This is a genomic window from Desulfamplus magnetovallimortis, from assembly GCF_900170035.1.
GTDB lineage: Bacteria > Desulfobacterota > Desulfobacteria > Desulfobacterales > Desulfobacteraceae > Desulfamplus > Desulfamplus magnetovallimortis.
The window spans coordinates 15,600-18,223 of sequence record NZ_LT828550.1; the positions used below are offsets into that span (position 1 = coordinate 15,600).

Here is a 2,624-nt window from a genome sequence, read left to right on the forward strand (position 1 = left end):
ACGGTGTACTCAACGTTATTTTTTAGTCGCATTTTTTGAGGAGGCAATAATGAATAATATGCTCGCTAAAATGATTGTTTTTGTGGTATGGATTACCATAATATCTTGTGTGGGAGTATCAAATAATGCTGATATAACTCATTATAATGCTTTTATAGATAAAAATCCGAATGATGCCGAAGCGTATTTCAATCGTGGCTTGGCGTGGTATAAAAACGGTGAATATGGAAAGGCTATTACAGATTGTAATAAGGCAGTAGATTTGGCCCCAAATGACCCGTTAATGCTGAATAAATTAGCTTGGTTCCTATCAGTTTCTCCAAATACGCACTTACGAAATGGTCCTAAAGCAGTGCAACTAGCAGAAAAAGCGGTAGCACTTAGACCAGATGATGGACGTTTTATTGATACCCTTGCTGCAGCCTATGCTGAATCTAATCTTTTTGAAAAAGCAGTAGCATATCAGAAAAAAGCTATAGATATTCTAAAGTCACAAAATAGAAAAATAAATCCTGCTGTTTTTAAACGACTTAAGCAATATGAAGTGTCGTTAGCAACCCATGCACAAAAAATAGATAAAATAGCACCAAAGATTCTGTTGGTGGAAAACTCAAGAGGAATAAATAGACTACCATTGTCAAATGTACTCATCCAAGGGCAAGCAGTGGATGAATCTGGAATTAAATCAGTCTATATCAATGACCAAATTGCAAGTATTGATCAGAAAGGAAATTTCAAAGTATCTATAGATTTGGATGCTGGTCAAACTAGTGTTATTATCCGAGCGACAGATATGTATAATAATGAAGCGACTAGAACATTAATAGTTAATGGGGAAAAATTAAACATTAAGCAAGAAAAACGTTTGTCATTAATTATTGGTAATTCGAATTATACTCTTGAAAGTGCTACACTTAAAAATCCTGTTAATGATGCAATATCTATGAAATCTCATTTAGAAAGAGTTGGTTTTGATGTAATTAAATATGAAAACATAGATCAAACAACAATGAAAAAAGCCATAGATAACTTCGGTACAAAATTAAAAAAATACGACATTGGATTGTTCTTTTATGCGGGCCATGGTATTCAATCAAAAGGTCATAACTATTTAATTCCGGTAGATGCTAAACTAGAAAATGAAAATGATATAGAGTATAATTGTGTTAATGTAGGAAGGATTCTTGCAAAAATGGAAAGCGCCGAAAATAAAACCAATATTATTATTTTGGATGCTTGTCGAAATAATCCATTTGAAAGAAGTTGGATACGAAGTGTTGAAGGAAGAGGATTAGCTTTTATGGATGCCCCATCCGGTTCGTTAATTGCGTATGCCACATCTCCTGGAAAAACAGCATCTGATGGTATTGATGCAAAAAATGGACTTTATACATCAGCATTGTTAAAACATATTGAAACTCCAAATATTAATATATTGCAAATGTTTCAGAGAGTTCGAAAATCAGTTATTGAGAAGTCAAGTGGAAAACAAACTCCTTGGGAGAGCACTTCTTTAGTTGGAGACTTAGTGTTGGTAAAAAAATAAATATAATGTCATTAAAAATAACAAAACAGTAGAGGGGACGCCGTGTACGGTGCGGCCTACCCGGAAGCTTCAGGCGGCGCCCCTCACTTAATCGTTGGCCGGTGGCACCTAAATAACTCGGATAAGGTAGGTATGAGAATAATAGTCATTTTGACGATGATATCATTATTGTGGTTAATACCAGCATACTCACAATATCCATCCCCAACTAAAGGGATAGAAGTGGAGAACCCACAGCCCCAAGCTGAAAACCATGATCAAAAACCCCAAAACTATAAAAGCGGAACAGACGAACTTCCTTTTGTAATCAAACTTATCGACACCCCGGAGAGCAAGCAAAGTGCCGAGCAAACCGCCAAATATCAAAATATAGAATCGTCTAATAGTCACACTCTCATAGTTGTTACCGCAATCATTGCTTTTGTAGCTATTCTTCAATGGATAGTTATGATTTACCAAACTCATCAATTGAAGCGCAGCGTTGACGTTCTCGCCTCTTCCGAGAGGGCTGTATTGCATGTCGTTGCCTGTAACAGTGATTTGAGAGAACTTAAAACCTACCATTCTGCCAAATATCGTATCCAAAATTATGGAAGAACCTATGCAATCGTAAAAGAAATCAGCCATTGTCTTACATGGGCCAAAGAGCTCCCTATTATACCTATTTATAATCCTTCTAATTTGATTCTTGAAGAGCCAATGATTTCCGCAGGAATTCCCACTAAAGAGATTACTTGCAAGGCCAGTGATAGTTTTATGAAAAGTGTCGAGGAAAATGTAGCCACTTTTGTCAAAGGTGATAGCGCAGCATGGTTCTATGGTCGTGTCGTTTACCATGATATTTTTGGATATAGACATGAGCATCGGTTTATACAAGAATACAATATTGCCACCAATAAGCTTACTCCATACTATGGGACAGCATATAAACAGTATAATACAAATACTTAATATACAGTTTTTAAAATTATGTTTCATAAAAACTCCAAACTTTTAATCGGCCAACATGTCGCTCAAGCCGACCGCGTGAACGGGAGCGCTTTTTGCGAAGGCAGTAGGCGCGGCGGCTTAGCTCGGC

Annotated in this window: 2 protein-coding genes; both read left to right on the plus strand. The window is 36.6% G+C overall.

Features of this window, described 5'->3' with window-relative positions:
- Nucleotides 1-1,546, plus strand: a 1,546-nt coding sequence (locus MTBBW1_RS17075) for a caspase family protein (RefSeq protein WP_222424093.1), incomplete at its 5' end; no start/stop codon positions are given.
- 132 nt (nt 1,547-1,678) lie between these two features.
- Nucleotides 1,679-2,497, plus strand: coding sequence for a hypothetical protein (locus MTBBW1_RS17080; protein WP_139786798.1), 819 nt, complete (start codon nt 1,679-1,681; stop codon nt 2,495-2,497).
- Nucleotides 2,498-2,624 lie beyond the last annotated feature (127 nt).